The organism is Actinomyces glycerinitolerans (assembly GCF_900098745.1).
Classification (GTDB): domain Bacteria; phylum Actinomycetota; class Actinomycetes; order Actinomycetales; family Actinomycetaceae; genus Actinomyces; species Actinomyces glycerinitolerans.
The window spans coordinates 453,089-467,279 of sequence record NZ_FQTT01000001.1; the positions used below are offsets into that span (position 1 = coordinate 453,089).

Below are 14,191 nucleotides of genomic sequence, written 5' to 3' on the forward strand. Positions count from 1 at the left end.
TGCCCGCGGGCGCACCGGCCCGGCCGTTCAGATGGCACCGGAGACCTTGGCGATGGCGTCGTTGAACACCTGGATCAGGGCCGGGCCGGCCACCGCCCACAGGGCGACGACCAGCCCCGCGGTCATGAGGGTGACCAGCACCCAGCCGGGGACGTCACCGCGCTCGTCGTCCAAGTGGTGGAGCCGGGTTTGCAGGCGAATACTGAGGCGCTTGAGAGTTTGCATGGGATTCTCCGTTTCCGTGGAGGGGTGGTGGATGAGGGTCTGGCGGTGGGGAGGTTTCGGGCGGCCCGGAATCCGCGGGCGCGCGGCGCGACCGGCGCGGGGAGTCAGCTCATAGGCCGATCCGCAGCACAAACAGGCCCGGGAAGAGGGCGAAGACGACGGTGATGGGCAGGATCAGGAAGACGACGGGCACCATCTGGGCGATCTCGCGGCGCCCGCCCTCCTCCATCAGGGCGCGTCGGGAGGCCTCGCGGGCGTCGGCGGCCTGGGCGCGCAGCACGTCCGCCAGCGGGGTGCCGCGCTCAAGGGCGACGGCGATCACCTCCGACAGGCGGGTGACCTGCAGGGAACCGACCCGCTGCTCCAGGTGGGCCAGGGCGCTGGACAGTACGGTGCCCGAACGAACGTCGGCGAGGGTGACTTCCAGTTCCTCCACGAGTTCGCCGTGGCCCACGCGCGCGACCCGCTCGATGGCCGCGACAGGTCCCTGCCCGGCCCCGACCACGAGCGCAAGCAGTTCGACGACGTCGGGCAGTTGCGCCTCAATGCGCTCACAGCGCCGAGTCACGGTGCGGGTGAGCCACCAGTCGCGGGCGGCCGCCCCGCCGACGCCGGCCAGCAGCGCCAGCACGATCAGCAGCGGCACGTTGACCCGCCAGAGGAGCGACAGCGCCAGTCCGCTCCCGGCGGCGACGGCGAGCCCGGCCACCGCCCACAACAGTTGTTGGGTGCGCAGTTCCTCATAGGTCAGGCCGGTCCCGGAGCGGGCCAGGCGCCGACGCACCGAGTCGGCCGAGGAGCCGATCGCCTCCAGCAGGCCGCCCAGGCGGGTGACCGTACCCAGCAGCACGGCGCTGACGGTCTGCCCGTCCGCGGCCGGCGCGCCGACCAGTAGCCGCGAGGCGGCCGAGCGTGGGTGCACATATGGCTCCAGGCGGGAGGCGAGGGTGGGGCGGTGGCGCCGCACGGCCTCGATGACGGCGAGGATGCCGCAGGCGGCGAGCAGCCCGGCCAGGGCGCCGGCGAAGCCGGGACTCATCGCAGCACCCGATCTTCCTCGGGCAGGCGCCCGAGCCGCAGCATGAGCCGGTAGGCGATCACGGTCACCACCCCGCCGACGGCGAGCATGAGGGCGCCGGTGGCGGTGGCGTAGGCGGCGGCCGCCTGGGGGCGGGTGGACAGCAGTGCCAGCACGATCCACGGCGCGGCCACCGCCACCCGCGCCCCATTGACGGTCCAGGACTGGCGGGCCTCCAACTCGCCGCGGGTGCGCAGGTCCTCCCGCAGCATCCGCGACAGCGAACGCAACAGGGTGGTCAGGTCGTTGCCGCCGACCTCGTGCGCCAGCCGCAGGGCCTCCGCGATGCGGTCGGCCACCGGGTCGGCGAAGCGGGCCTTGAGCCGGTCCAGGGACTGGTCGAAGCGGGCGGTGGTGGCGTAGTCGACGCCGAAGGCGCGCAGCTCCTCCCGGATCGGTTCGGGTCCGCGCTCACCGAGGTTGGCCAGTGCCTCGGGCAGGCTCATGCCGGCGCGCACGCCCGACACCAGCGTGTCGACGGCCTCCGGCCAGACCTCGCGCAGGTTGGTGCGGCGGGTGCGGGCTCGGGAGGAGACCACCAGCAACGGTGCGCCGGCGGCGATGGCGCCGAAGGCGGCCGCGATCGGCCAGGCACGGGAGACCCCCAGGAAGATCAGGGCGACCACGAGTCCGAGCCCGAGACTGCCGGTGACGAACAGGGCGGGACTGGTGCGGCCGACGCCGGCCTGCACGAGCAGGTCCGCCAGGTGCCGTTGGCGGGCCGAACGCCACTGGGGCGGCTCGCTGGTCAGGGCGAGCCAGATCAGGATGATGCCGCTGCCGCCCAGCAGCCCGGCTACGGCGCCCATCAGGACCACTCCCCCGCGGCCCCCGCCGTCCCGGTACGCCCGCCGGCCCCGGCGCGCAGGCCCGGATGGGACCCCACTGCGTTACCGGTGAGCAGGGCGGCCAGGTCGTGGCCGGCGCGGGCATAGCGTTCGGCGGCGCGCGGCAGCCCCGGGCCACGCACCAGCCGGCCGGCGTCGTCGCGGTGGAAGACGTCGGACATCTCGATGGTGCCGTTCTCCACCCGCCCGGACAGGGCGGCGATCTCCCGCACCTGGCGGTGGCCGTCGGCGCCCAGGTCCAGGTGGACCACCAGGTCGACGGCGCCGGCCACCGTGGGGACGACGAACCCTGCGGAGACATTCTCTCCCGCCAGCAGCGGCAGCGTGCAGATCTTGACGATCGCCTCCCGGGCGGAGTTGGCATGCAATGTCGACATAGACGGCATGCCGGAGTTCATGGCGATCAGCAGGTCCAGGGCCTCCGCCTCGCGCACCTCGCCGATCAGCAGCCGGTCCGGACGCATGCGCAGCGCCTCCTTGACCAGGCGCCGCAGGTTGATCTCGCCGGTCCCCTCCAGGTTGGCGGCGCGGGTCTGCATGGCCACGCAGTCCCGATTGCGCAGCGCCAGCTCGAAGACCTCCTCGCACGTGATCACCCGCTGCCCGGCGGGGATGGCGCCGGCCAGGGCCCGCACCATGGTGGTCTTGCCGGCCTGGGTGGCGCCGGAGACGAGGATGTTCAACCCGGCCTGCACGGAGGCGTCCAGGAAGGCGGCGGCGTGCGCGGTCAGTGACCCCATCCGCACCAGGTCGCTGGTGCGCGCGGCCCGAGAGGTGTGCTTGCGGATGTTGACCGCCCAGTGGTGGGAGGTGATGGGTGGGATGACCACGTGCAGGCGTTCGCCGCCGGGCAGTTGGGCATCCACGAAGGGGCTGGCCAGGTCCAGACGGCGCCCGGAGGCGCGCAGCATCCGCTCCACCAGGACGCGCAACTCCTCATCCTCCAGCAGGGTGGTGGTCAGTTCGGGACGGCCGGCGCGGGCGATGAACACGCGGCCGGGGGCGTTGCACCAGATCTCCTCCACCGTGTCGTCGTCCAGGTAGCGCTGCAGTGGGCCTAGGCCGGCCAACGCGTCGACGGCGCGAGCGCCGGCGTCGTCGGGGTCGGGCAGGGGCGGGACCAGGCCGGCGTCGGCGCGGGCGAGGTAGTCGGCGCTGGCCTCGGCGACGAGGGCCTCCAGGCCGGGGGCGTCCGTGAGCGGGTCGACGCCGCGGCGGCGGACGAGTTCGCGGATTTCGGAGTGCAGCAGGGCTGCGGCATCCATGGCGGGCCTAACGGTTGATGGTTGCTTGGGCGCTGGCGAGGCGCTCGCCAGCGGGTGTCTTGCGTGGCGCTGACTCGGCGTTGAGCAGTGCCACGCCGCGACCATAGGTCACAACTGCGCATCGACGCCACTCCGTCTCAGCGGCCTGTGGAAAACTCCGGCCGCCGGCGCGGGGGCATCAACGGTGACAGCCGTCTGGCAATCGCCTGAATGGTGGGCGGCCGCCGGGGCGCGGCGCCACCCCGTCCGGCGGGTTCCTCGCTTACGGTGGAGTCATGTCACAGCCGCCCGCCGGACCGTCCACCCCCGCTTCCGCCTCCGAGTCGCCTCGCACCGCCACGTCGGGTGGGTCCGCGCCCGACGCGGAGTCCGCCCGCGAGCGCTCGCCACTGGCCCTGGCGGCCCTGGCCGCGGTAGCCGTGCCCGGACTGGACCCCGCACGCCTGGCCCTGCCTCAGGAGCGCTCCGCCGACCTGCGGGTGGTCGGCGTCGTCGACACCCGGGGCCGCCACTGGGAGGTGCTGGAGACCCACGCGGACGCAACCGGCGCGACCCTGGAGGCGGAGGCCGAGGTACTGCGACGCATCGGGAGGATCGTCGACGACGGCCGACTGTCCTTCGACGTGCCCCGCCCCGCCGGCACGCTGCGGCTGGAAGGCAGTTACATTCAGGTGCGCTCCCACCTGGAGGGGCGGCCCATTGACATCGATTCGCTGCGCCCGGGGCCGGGGCTGTCCGCGGGGCTGGGCAAGGCGCTGGGCGAGTTGCACGACCTGCCCACCACGGTGGTATCCGAGGCGGGCCTGCCCGTCTACGACGCCGACGACGTGCGCACCCGTTGGCTGAACCTGCTCGACGACGCCGCCGGGACCGGCAAGGTGCCGCCGTCGCTGCTGGCCCGGTGGGAGGTGGCGCTGGAGGACACGGCCCTGTGGCGCTTCCGGCCGGTGGTGGTGCATGGGGACCTGGCGCCGGAGAACGTACTGACGGCGGGCGGCGCGGTGGTGGCCGTGCGCGGGCTGGGCCAGGCGCATGTGGGCGACCCGGCCGAGGACATGGCGTGGGTGTACGCCTCCGTGCCCGTGGACTGCCTGGACTCGATCGAGTCCGCCTACGACTTGGCGCGCACCGAGGGCGTCGACCGGCACCTGCGCGACCGGGCGGAGCTGGTCAGTGAACTGAGCCTGGCCGAGTGGCTCAGGCACGGGGTGCGCACCGGCAGCGACTCGATCATTGACGATGCCGTGGCAATGCTGACGGACCTGGCCGACCAGGTCGGGGATGAGCCGCTGGTGGAGCAGACCGGCCCGCGCCTGGCGCCCGTGCCCGGGGTCAAGGAGCCGGCCGAGCCGGAGGCCACCACCAGCGAGGTCAAGATGGTGCTGGTCGAGGAGGACGCCGACGAAGACGCCGACTACGAGGGCGTCGACGACGGTACCGACGCAGAAGCCGATGGGGACGGCTCAGACGCTCATTGAGCCTGCAGGTCCACGCTGCGCCGAATCTCCTCCAGCGAGAGGAAGGCCTCCTCGCCCAGTTCGTCGACTTCTCCGCCGTCCGCGACGTAGACGTAGGCGGCGCGGATCTGGTCGGTGGGGATCTGCTTCTTCGCGGCCCAGGCGTGCACGTACACGCTGAGCTGGTCCACCGGCACGCGTTGGTGGCCGGTCTTCCAGTCGACCACCAGGAAATGTTCGCTGCCGGGGCGCTGGAAGATGGCGTCGATGCGGCAGCGCAGCGTGGTGTCGCCGAGGGTGAGTTCAAGGGAATCCTCAGTGGTCACCAGCTCGTAGCCGTCTAGCAGCGGATGCTCGGCGGCGACCTTGAGCCAGCGCTCCACACGCTTGCGGTCGGAGTCGGCGAGCGTGTCCGGGACGCCGGCGTCTTGCAGGCTGAACAAAGTGCCGCGGCTGCTCAGGCGCTGGGCGATGGCGTCGTGGAAGACGGTGCCCAGGCGCCCGGCGGATTGAGGCTGGGACGGCAGGGGGCGGCGCAGGTCGAGTGCGAAGCCGTCTCGATCGTCGCGCAGGTCGGCCAGCCGGGTGGCGGCCAGGTGGGCGGGCCGGCGGACCGTGGGGGCTTCGGCCGCGGCGGCGTCGCGCTCGGCCAGCAGTAGCCGGGCGTCCTCCCACCAGCGGGCCACGCGCCCGTCGGTGGCGCCATCCCCCGTGGGATGCCCGCCGCGGAGGGCCTCGCCCGCGGAGGCTGCGGTGGGGGCCGCCATGGCGCGGCCGACGGCCTCGGCGACGGCGATGCGCGCGGCCCGCTCCGAACCAGGGGCGGCCGGGTGCGTAACCGGCCAGGACGCCTGCGCGACCCCGACGGGGTTGACGGCGTCCTTAGGCGCGTCGATGAAGCCGGGGCCGAACTCGGCAAGCAGCCCCGCCTGCTGCAGCTCGGTCAGGAACCGGGAGGCAGGTTTGAGCGTGTCGCCGGTCTTGACCAGGTGCGAACCGGTCAGCAGCACGTCATGCCGGGCCCGCGTGACGGCCACGTAGGCGAGACGACGCTCCTCGGCAACCAGGTGACGCCCAAGCGCGAGCCGGTACTGCTCCCTGAGTTCCTTGATCTCGCTCTTCTCATCGTTGCTGAGATTCACGCCCTCACCCAGGGGAACACCAATGTCACCAAGTTCGAAGGGCGGTAGCTGGTCGGCGTCGGAGCGCAGCGGGTAGGGGAACTCCCGCTTGGAGGTCATCCACCCATTCGCACGCACTCTCTTGTCCGCGGGAACATGCTTGGCCCGGTATGAGGGGAACGAGGTCTCGGCCAGTCCGATAACGGCCACATGGTCCCACTCCAGTCCCTTGGCGCCGTGGACGGTCATGATCTGCACGGCGCCGGGTTCGGGCTCGACCTCGGGCGCTTCCAGTCCCCGCTCTTCCGACTCCGCGTAATCGAGCAGCTCCAGGAACCCGGAGACGGTGGGAACTTCGACGTCGGCGGCGTATTGCTCGGCGGCGGCCCGGAAGGCGTCCAGGCCGCGCCGCCCCATGCGGTTGCCGACGCGGGCCGCCAGTTCAACGTCCAGCCCCAGGGCCTGCTCGGCCACGGCCACCAGGTCCGGCAGTGACAGCGCGAGCGCGCCCCGTACGCGACGCAGCGCCCGGGCGATCCGCACGGCCGCCTGGCGTCCCGTCTCGCTGAGGCCCGCGACCGCCGGGCTCACCGTCGGCCTGCCCGGCCCCCCGGCACGCCGGGCACCGGAGGCGCGGGCGGCGTCGTCGCGGCGGGCGAGTTCCTCGAGCGCCTCGGACAGGGCCGCCTCCTCTAGCTCCGTTGAGCCGCCTCCACCGCTTGCAGATTCAGCGCCCTCGGCACGTATGTCCCCGGCTCGTGCCACGCCGCCGCCTGACCGCGCGTCCGCACCGGCACCGTCGGCCCAGTCGCGCTGGCGCGCGAGTTCGCGAGCGAAGCCCTGCAGGGCCCGCAGGTCGGCGGCGCCGATGTCGGCTCCCGTAAGCAGGCGCATGAGTCGGTCGCCGCGTTCGGGATCGGCGGCCACGGCCAGCAGGGCCCGCATGTCCGCCACTTCGGGGATGGAGAGCATGCCGCCCGACACCGCCACCTCGTAGGGCACTCCACGGGCTTCAAGCGCCTCGGCCACCGGCACCATCTGGCTGCGGGCGCGGCACAGGACGGCCAACTCGGCGTCGGGGCGCCAGCGCTCCTGCATGAAGTCGGCGACGGCGTTGGCCTCCTGCAGTGGGTCCGTGAGAAAAGCGGCGAGCACCTGCCCGGCGCCCAGGCCATCGGCGGCCGAACGCTCCTGCAATTCGCGGACCGGGACGTGGCTGACCAGGGCATCACCGGGCTGATACTCGGGGTTGCGCAGCGGCTTGGAGACAACGTTAGCGGCGGCGAGGACAGCGGAGTCGTTACGCCAGGCGGTGGACAGCTGCAGCACCGGCGTCTCGACTTCCGGGTTGCCGCCGCCGGCGACGGCCTGCACGCCGGAGGGGTTGAAGCGGTCGTGGAAGGTGTCCAGCGCGCCGGCGCTGGCACCGCGCCAACCGTAGATCGCCTGATTCGGGTCGCCGACGGCGGTGACGCCCTGGTCCGCGAACAGGGCGGCCAGCAGCCGCACCTGGGCGACGGAGGTGTCCTGGAACTCGTCCAGCAGCACCGCCGGGTACTGCGCGCGCATGGCCGCCACGGCGTCGGGTACCTCTTCGGCGATGCGGCAGGCCAGCGCCAGCCGGTCGCCGAAGTCGACCAGCCCGTGCCGGCGCTTGTAGTCGCGGAAGTCCTGTACGGCGTCGAGCGCGCCCAGCCAGGCCTCCGTGGCGTCGGTCGTGCCTTTGAATGCCGTCTTCAGCCCTTTCGTGCCAATTAGGCCGGAAAACAACTCGTGCAGATCTGTCAGCTGCTCGCGGGCGTCCTCAATGCTGAGCAGATTCGTGGACAGGGCGTTGTCCGCGTCAAGCACGGTCTTGACAGCCGTGGAGAGCTTGTCGATGGGCAGCGGGTCAGTGCGCCGCTCGAGAATGTCGGTGACGATCTGCCACTTGCGCGCCTCGGTGATCAGGGTGGCGTCCGGGTCGGCGCCGACGTACAGGCCGTATTCGCGCACGAGCGAACCGGCGAAGGAGTCGTAGGTGGCCACCGTCGGCTCGGGCGAGTCGTCGACGCCGGTGATGACGCCGCTCTCGGCCAGCTGGGCGAGGCGGACGGAGACGCGCTCGGCCAGCTCGGCGGTGGCCTTGCGGGTGAAGGTCAGTCCTAGCACCTGGTCGGTGCGGACGACACCGGTGGCGACCAGGTGGACGACGCGCTGGCTCATGGTGGCGGTCTTGCCGCTGCCGGCGCCGGCAACCACCAGCAGGGGCCGCAGCTCGTAGCCCATGATCTCCGACTGCTCCGCGGTGGGGCGGGGCAGGTCGAGCTTCTCGGCGAGGACTTCGGGGGTGAGGTTGGCGGCGCTCATGCCACGGTCCTCCTTCCTTCGGGGTTGACGGGGCAGGAGGTCCTGAAGGCGCACAGTTCGCAGGCATCCCCGCTACGCGCGGGCAGAGTCGGGCCCGAGATATCCAGTGCGGCGCGGGCGAGCAGTTCCAAGTCCCACTCCTGCCCGGTGTCAGGGTCAGGGCTGGGGTCAAGCACAACGCCGCTGGGCACCAGGTACGGAGTGGCCGTTGTCTTCCGGGGTTCTTCCGCCAGGAATGCCAAAGCCGAACCGTCTACCCGGTAACCGAGAGCGGCCAGCGCCATGCGGTAGGTGGCTAGCTGCGCGTTGCGGGCCGAACTCTTCTGTGTAGGCGCGGTTCTGCCGGTCTTGAAGTCGATGACGCGCACGCGCTGCCCCTGCCCGGCGGGGAGCACACCGTCCGCGGACGGGTCGGGCGGGGTGCCGTCGAGGAACTCCAGGCGGTCGATGCGCCCGCGTATGCGCACCGGTATCCGCTCGCCCGCGGCCACGGGCCCACCGCCCGTGGGCTCACCGCCGTCGGCCGGGAACCCGGCACCGGCCGCGCGCCCGCCGTCGGCGCGCGCCACGGGCTCGCCATCCCCAGCAGCGATGCCTTCCTCATCGCCGTCCTCGGGCACGGGCAGATCCAGGTGGACGTCCACCGTCTGCTCCACCAGGGCGGGGGCGGGGGCCGAGCCGAGGTAGGCGTTGAGCCGGTCGATCATGTCGCGCACGCGCTGCCGCGCGAGGTTACCGAGCCAGGTGTCCGGGTAGCCCAACTCCGGCAGCGCGTCCTCCAAGGCCTGGCGCAGCACCTCTCCGCGCAGTCCCTCCCGTTCGGCGCGCTCAGCCAGGCCGTGCACGAGCATGCCGATCCTCTGGGCATCGCTGGTGCCGGTACCGCCGCCGTTGCGCTGGAGGAACCATTTCAGCGGGCATTGGCTGATGGCGTCCACGTCGGAGGGGCTGATGCGGACCTCTTGACCCGCGCCGACCAGGGGGGCGGTGGAGGTCGGCTGCCCCAGGCCGGCCCAGTTGGCGGGGTCGGCGGCGCTGACGCCGTCGCGGGCGAGCGCGGCCAGCAGCTGTTCGGCCTGTCGGCCGCGGGCGCGAGCACCGGCGTCTGCCCGCTCCAGGCGGCCGGCTACGGCTGCGGCGCGCAGTTCCCCCACGAGGCCCGGCAGGGTCAGGTCGGCAACATCCGGCCGGGGCTCGAGCTCGCCGTCGTCGTCGAAGAGCGTCTGCCCGGTCGCCTCGGCGACCTCGAGCAGGAAGGAGGAGGGTGCGCAGTCTCCGTCCAGCGCCGCGGTGACGATCAGGCGGCGGCCGGCGCGGGAGATGGCGGACAGGAACATGCGCCGCTCGTCACCGCGGACCTGGCTGCGGGCCTCGGTCGGGTCCTGGTCGGCCGACCGTCTACCATCAGCCTCCGGCAGGCGGCCGGTGACGGCGTCGACCAGCAGGCCGGAGCGGGTCAATCCGTCGCGCAGCCGCAGGTCGGGCCACGCGTCCCGCTCCAGCCCGGCGACGACGACCACCTCCCACTGGGCTCCGGCCGCGGCGGCGGGGGTCAGGACGGCGACGCCGGGCGGGCGGATGCCCTGCGGGGCCACCGTGTCCGAGGGCAGTACCTCCGCCGCGAGCTCGTTCAAGAAGTCGCCTGCCGCAGCACCGGGGTGGCGCTCGGCCCACACCTCGGCCCGTTTGAACAGCACGGTAACCACGTCCAGGTCATGTTCGGCCGCCTCGGCCGTGAGCGCGGCGGCGCGCGTGGCATGCGGCGCCAGCGCCATGGCGCGCCACGCCTCCGCACAGTCCGAGGCCTGCCAGGCCGTCCACATGAGCGCCTCGGCGTCGATCAGGCGTTGCTCTACCCGGGCGGCCTCGACCACGTCCCGCAGGGCCGCGACGACGCGCGCCGCACGTTCCAGCCGCATAGCCTGCTCGGCGAGGGGCTCGTCGGCAAGCTCGCGGACCAGGGCGGTGGCGGCCGCGGGGGTGGCCAGGACGCCGAGCAGGTTCTCATCCCGGCCGGCCTCGGCGGGGCGGTCGGCGCGCAGGCGACGACGCAGCCGGCGCAGGTCCAGGTTGGTCAGCCCGATCAGGGGGCTGGTGAGCAGGTCGAAAGCAGTGGCCCACTCGGGCGGGGTGTCGGCGTCTCCGAGGGTTCCGGCCAGTGCGGCACGACAGGCGTTGATGATGGCGGCCGCGGCCGGCTCGGCGCGCAGCAGCACGGCCGGGGTGGTGGAGGCCAGAGGTACGCCGTGATGACGTAGTTCGCGGCTGACCGCGCGGGCGGTGCCCGCGGAGCGGACGATCACGGCCATCTGGTCCCAAGCGGTGTTGTGGTGGACGTGCTCGCTGCGCAGGATGCGGGCGATCTGGGCGGTCTGCTGGAGCGGGCCGGAGGCGATGAGGGTCTCAACGCCACTGGGAGGAGCCGGCTGACGCTCGGTGCCGACCGCACTCCCCCCATCCGGTGCGCCTCCGCATCCCGCTTCGTCACCTTCGTCTCCCCCACGGTTCGCCTGTGAGGCAGCGGGAGCAGCGGCGGAACGGTCGGCGAATGCGCCGGCAGCAGCCGTACCGTTCGCGTACTCGGGGTGTCGGTGAGTGGCGGTGCCGGTGATGGGGATGCGGTCGGCCTGCGCGGCCCAGACCCGGGCCAGCTCGGGTGTACCGCGGTGGACCGTACGCAGCATGAGGCGCTCGGCGGCGAGCCCGGAGCGGTCCTCGGCGGCATTGAGCAGGCTGGGGTTGCCGCCGCGGAAGACCTCGACGGCGGCGTCGGGATCCCCCAGGGCGACGATCTGGGTGCGGTGGCCATCGGCGTCGGGCTCGGAGAGCGCTACCAGGAGGCGGGCAGTGGCGGCGGTGCAGTCCTGGTAGTCGTCGACGATGACTACGTCCGGGACCGGACGCGGGACGCGCACGCCGTCGGCGTCCCAGGTGTCCAGGACCTCGCGGGCGCGGTCCTGCAAGCGGGCCGAGTCCATCTTGCGGACGGTGGAGCGGTTGGCGGCGCTGGGGCGGCCCTGCGCGTCCCAGGTGCGCAGCAGTGGGGCGGCGTGCCGCCAGATGGGGACGTTGAGCTCGGCACCGAGGTCGGCGAGTTGCTCGGCGGTGACGCCGAGTTCACCGGCACGGGCCAGCAGGTTGCGCAGCTCGGTGCGGAAGGCACGCGACTCGACGGCCTCGGCGGGCAGGTCCCCCCAGTCGGCGCCCGGCACCAGCCCGGCCAGCGCGGCGTCCTCCTCCGCCCCGGCAAGCAGGACCGGGGCGGGCAGCGGGTCGGGACGCTGGGTGAACGAGGTCGTCAGGATCGTCAGGGTCAGGCCGACGGGTGTGCGTACCCGGACCGTGCCGGAGGAGGCGCCGGCGAGGCTGAGCAGGTGGGAGGCGCGCTCACGCAGGCGGTCGGCGCGGGCGCGCGTGGGGGCTAGCAGGAGGGCCTCCTTGTGGCGGTCGGTCACTGCCTCGACCAGCAGGCGCAGGGCAGTGGTGGTCTTGCCGGTGCCCGGGGCGCCCAGGACGACGAGGTTCGCGCCGTCTGTGGCACGGGCGAGCACCCGGGCGGCGGAGGCGTCCGGCTCGGGCAGCGGGGGCTGCGCGAGCGGGGGTAGGAGGCGGGGGGCGCCGGTGGGGCTGGTCATGTGCCCATCTCACCACGGGGGTCCGACATGAATGGAACGCCCTTAACGTCGTCTGGGTATCGGTCTTCGCGCGACGGTCTTGGACGTGTCGCGGCGGTCCATTAGCCCGGTCCCGGTCGTGGGCTCACACCCGCGACGTCGGCGTGCTGTCCGCGCGGCGCGAAACGGCCCGGATTGTGGTGGACCGGGCAAGCCTTTGCGGCAGCAAGGCCCATAGGATCGGGCCAGACACCCCACCGCGGGCCGTTGCCTTTACGGGTTTTGCGACCCAAGTCCTGGACACAAGGAGTACCCATGCAGGTCACCATCGGAATCAAGCACTCGACTCGCGAACTCCAGCTGGAGACCTCTGCCTCCCAAGAGGAGGTCCTCGCGGCCGTGGCTGACGCCGCCACCTCCGCGGTCACCCTGACCGATGACAAGGGTCGCAAGGTGTTCATCCCGGCGGGTTCGCTCGCCTACATCGAGATCGGCGAGGCCTCTCCCCGCCGCGTCGGCTTCGGGATCTGACTCAAGCCTTAAGTAAGTGCGGCGCCGCGTCGGCTTCGGCGCCTGATTCAAGCCTCCGTGTCGGCGTCCGTCCGTGGAGACGGGCGCCGGCCTTTGTGTACGGGCAGGCGGGCGGCGGTCGGGCGCGCCGCCCGCGCCGACTGGCGGGAGGCATGTCCCGGGGGCTCCAGTCGGCGTTTTTCGACCTTGGGGTGCGTTTTACGACCCCGGGGTGGTCGTGGAATGTACCCCAAGGTCGTGGAACGTCACTAGGGCCGGTCGGCACAGCCAGGCGGCCCACGGGCTCCGCCGACCGCCCCGGCCCTGGGGTTATCCACAGGGGCCACGGGCCGGGTGGCGACAACGGTGAGGGTCACGGTACGGTTGCGGAGCATCGGCACACCGCCGACACCCCACCCGGGCCCTCAACGAGGAGGCCACCCCCAACATGCCCACACACCCCAACACTCCGCGACGTCACCAGGCTCAGCCCAACCCAAGTCACCCCCAGGCCCGTGCCGCCGCACACCCCTATACCCCGACACCAGCGCACCGAGCAGCTCACGTGCGCCGAGCCGCCGCATTGGCCACCTGCCTCGCCCTACTGGGTGCAGGCTGCGCAAACGCCGCCAACCGCACCACCTACACCCCCACCTGGACCCCACCCGCCACCGCCAGCGCTAGCGCCACGCCCACACTCTCGCCCGAGGACGCCGCCGCCCGGGCCACCGCCCTGGCCATGGAACCACCCGCCCCCTACACCCCGGAGTTCACCCCCGAAGGCGCAGCCACCGCAGCCACATACTTCCTCAACCTCTACCCCTACGTCTATGCCACCGGCGACCTGGACGCCTGGCAGAACATGAGCGACGACAACTGCGAATTCTGCAACAGCGTAATCAACAACGTCACCGAGCTACACGACGCAGGCGGCTGGACCGACCCGTGGGGGCAGGAGATCACACCCCTGGAGTGGTGGGATGACGACGCGGACCCCAACCGTAACGTCGTTCGGATTCAAACTAGCTTTACTGGGCATGCGTCGCATTCAGGCGACGGAATAGAGTCCGCGCAGACCAACGCAGCAGACGAAATCCTTCTGATCCAGATGTATTGGACAGGTTCAACATGGAGCGTAGAAATCGTTGACATCGAGGATGCAGATGATTGAATTGCGATTCCACACTCCCACGTTCCGCACCATTACGGCAATCGCCCTCACACTAAGTTCTGCGACAGCGGCAAGCGCTGCCGCCGCTACACCACCATCCAGTGATTACCGCGCTGAATCGCGCGGTAGTTCTGTGGTGGTGACTGGCAGCACGTCTCGTCAGGTTCTCTCGTTTGCGCCGGGTGGGCCGGCCGCAGCGAACACCGCTGTCGGCGGCGTATTCAATGAGCATGCCGCCCAAGTTGCCCAACTACGCTACCTAGCCTGCATTGGCATGAGAACCAGCGTGAATACCGGTGTGGGGTCCTTCCTCCTCAACCCCGCCGACTGCGACACAGACGCCGCCCCCACAACCACCGCCCAAGCAGCGGACGGCACCATGGTGGCAATTACCGTCACCGCCACCGACGTGTCCACCCTCCTAGCCGACGGGTCCGGTATCACCCGCCAACCCCCAGGCCCGGAAGTACTACTGACCAAAGACTTCATCGTCTACACCAACCCCGACACCCAAACCCTCACAACCACCATCGCCGGCACCGAGGTCACCATC

General features: G+C 71.8%; 9 protein-coding genes and 1 pseudogene. 4 read left to right on the top strand and 6 right to left on the bottom strand.

The annotated features are described in order from the left end of the window. Positions 1 to 27: 27 nt before the first annotated feature. The 4 genes from ACGLYG10_RS01850 to ACGLYG10_RS01865 form a co-directional block, all read right to left on the bottom strand. Positions 28 to 225 carry a hypothetical protein gene (locus ACGLYG10_RS01850; RefSeq protein ID WP_073327381.1) on the bottom strand — a complete coding sequence of 66 codons (198 nt, stop codon included), beginning with the start codon at positions 223 to 225 and terminating at the stop codon, positions 28 to 30. Between the two features lie 109 nt (positions 226 to 334). After that, entirely contained in the window at positions 335 to 1,264 is a 930-nt protein-coding gene (locus ACGLYG10_RS01855) for a type II secretion system F family protein (RefSeq protein ID WP_073327383.1), read from the bottom strand. Further along, positions 1,261 to 2,112, bottom strand: coding sequence for a type II secretion system F family protein (locus ACGLYG10_RS01860; RefSeq protein WP_073327384.1), 852 nt, complete (start codon positions 2,110 to 2,112; stop codon positions 1,261 to 1,263). Before ACGLYG10_RS01860 ends, ACGLYG10_RS01855 begins: the two co-directional genes overlap by 4 nt. Beyond that, a complete protein-coding gene (locus tag ACGLYG10_RS01865; protein WP_083565305.1) occupies positions 2,112 to 3,416 on the bottom strand; it encodes a TadA family conjugal transfer-associated ATPase in 1,305 nt (434 codons plus the stop codon). The genes ACGLYG10_RS01860 and ACGLYG10_RS01865 overlap by 1 nt, the downstream gene beginning before the upstream one ends. A 275-nt stretch (positions 3,417 to 3,691) precedes the next feature. Between ACGLYG10_RS01865 and ACGLYG10_RS01870 the strand changes: the two genes are divergently transcribed. Continuing rightward, on the top strand, positions 3,692 to 4,894 hold the full coding sequence (locus ACGLYG10_RS01870; RefSeq protein WP_073327386.1) for a phosphotransferase: 1,203 nt from the start codon (positions 3,692 to 3,694) through the stop codon (positions 4,892 to 4,894). Here ACGLYG10_RS01870 and ACGLYG10_RS01875 read toward each other — a convergent pair. Both ACGLYG10_RS01875 and ACGLYG10_RS01880 read right to left on the bottom strand, forming a co-directional pair. After that, on the bottom strand, positions 4,888 to 8,343 hold the full coding sequence (locus tag ACGLYG10_RS01875; protein ID WP_073327387.1) for an ATP-dependent DNA helicase: 3,456 nt from the start codon (positions 8,341 to 8,343) through the stop codon (positions 4,888 to 4,890). The genes ACGLYG10_RS01870 and ACGLYG10_RS01875 overlap by 7 nt on opposite strands. Then, positions 8,340 to 11,978 carry a UrvD/REP family ATP-dependent DNA helicase gene (locus ACGLYG10_RS01880; RefSeq protein WP_073327389.1) on the bottom strand — a complete coding sequence of 1,213 codons (3,639 nt, stop codon included), beginning with the start codon at positions 11,976 to 11,978 and terminating at the stop codon, positions 8,340 to 8,342. The genes ACGLYG10_RS01875 and ACGLYG10_RS01880 overlap by 4 nt, the downstream gene beginning before the upstream one ends. 294 nt (positions 11,979 to 12,272) lie before the next feature. Between ACGLYG10_RS01880 and ACGLYG10_RS01885 the strand changes: the two genes are divergently transcribed. From ACGLYG10_RS01885 to ACGLYG10_RS01895, 3 genes and pseudogenes are all read left to right on the top strand, one after another. Beyond that, positions 12,273 to 12,488, top strand: coding sequence for a DUF3107 domain-containing protein (locus ACGLYG10_RS01885; protein ID WP_073327391.1), 216 nt, complete (start codon positions 12,273 to 12,275; stop codon positions 12,486 to 12,488). A gap of 544 nt (positions 12,489 to 13,032) precedes the next feature. Next, on the top strand, positions 13,033 to 13,638 hold the full coding sequence (locus ACGLYG10_RS16125) for a DUF6318 family protein (protein ID WP_170866428.1): 606 nt from the start codon (positions 13,033 to 13,035) through the stop codon (positions 13,636 to 13,638). A gap of 274 nt (positions 13,639 to 13,912) precedes the next feature. Continuing rightward, positions 13,913 to 14,191: pseudogene (locus ACGLYG10_RS01895) on the top strand (hypothetical protein); the annotation flags it as partial.

What these genes read in the sequence shown, in the direction of transcription:
- ACGLYG10_RS01850 (WP_073327381.1), bottom strand. Translation starts at nt 225, where the DNA reads ATGCAAACTCTCAAGCGCCTCAGTATTCGCCTGCAAACCCGGCTCCAC.
- ACGLYG10_RS01855 (WP_073327383.1), bottom strand. Translation starts at nt 1,264, where the DNA reads ATGAGTCCCGGCTTCGCCGGCGCCCTGGCCGGGCTGCTCGCCGCCTGC.
- ACGLYG10_RS01860 (WP_073327384.1), bottom strand. Translation starts at nt 2,112, where the DNA reads ATGGGCGCCGTAGCCGGGCTGCTGGGCGGCAGCGGCATCATCCTGATC.
- ACGLYG10_RS01865 (WP_083565305.1), bottom strand. Translation starts at nt 3,416, where the DNA reads ATGGATGCCGCAGCCCTGCTGCACTCCGAAATCCGCGAACTCGTCCGC.
- ACGLYG10_RS01870 (WP_073327386.1), top strand. Translation starts at nt 3,692, where the DNA reads ATGTCACAGCCGCCCGCCGGACCGTCCACCCCCGCTTCCGCCTCCGAG.
- ACGLYG10_RS01875 (WP_073327387.1), bottom strand. Translation starts at nt 8,343, where the DNA reads ATGAGCGCCGCCAACCTCACCCCCGAAGTCCTCGCCGAGAAGCTCGAC.
- ACGLYG10_RS01880 (WP_073327389.1), bottom strand. Translation starts at nt 11,978, where the DNA reads ATGACCAGCCCCACCGGCGCCCCCCGCCTCCTACCCCCGCTCGCGCAG.
- ACGLYG10_RS01885 (WP_073327391.1), top strand. Translation starts at nt 12,273, where the DNA reads ATGCAGGTCACCATCGGAATCAAGCACTCGACTCGCGAACTCCAGCTG.